Origin of the sequence: Colwellia marinimaniae, from assembly GCF_002207865.1 — a bacterium.
In the GTDB taxonomy this organism is placed as follows: domain Bacteria; phylum Pseudomonadota; class Gammaproteobacteria; order Enterobacterales; family Alteromonadaceae; genus Colwellia; species Colwellia marinimaniae.
In genome coordinates this window covers 1-261 of the sequence record NZ_BDQM01000333.1, presented here as the reverse complement: position 1 = coordinate 261, position 261 = coordinate 1, and the positions used below count along the sequence as shown (strand labels likewise).

At 73.2% G+C, this 261-nt stretch carries 1 protein-coding gene; it reads right to left on the bottom strand.

Going from position 1 to position 261, the window contains the following annotated elements:
• The coding region (locus MTCD1_RS19535) for a sigma 54-interacting transcriptional regulator (protein WP_143760197.1) at positions 1-261 on the bottom strand (261 nt) is incomplete at both ends.

The following is a 261-nucleotide window of genomic DNA, read 5'->3' as shown; positions in this document are numbered from 1 at the left end:
GCGGCGCGCGCCGGTGAGGGCGCCCTCTTCGTAGCCGAACAGCTCGGCCTCGATCCGCGCCTCGGGAATGGACGCGCGGTTCACCGCCACGAAGGGCCCCCGCGCGCGCGGGCCGTCGTTATGGATGGCTCGCGCCAGCAGCTCCTTGCCGGTGCCCGTCTCACCCAGGATCATCGTGGGCACGCCACGCCCCAGCAGCCGCGTGACGCGCTCGATCACCTGCGCCAGCTGGGCATCGCCCGTGTCCAGGTAGCGCAGGCT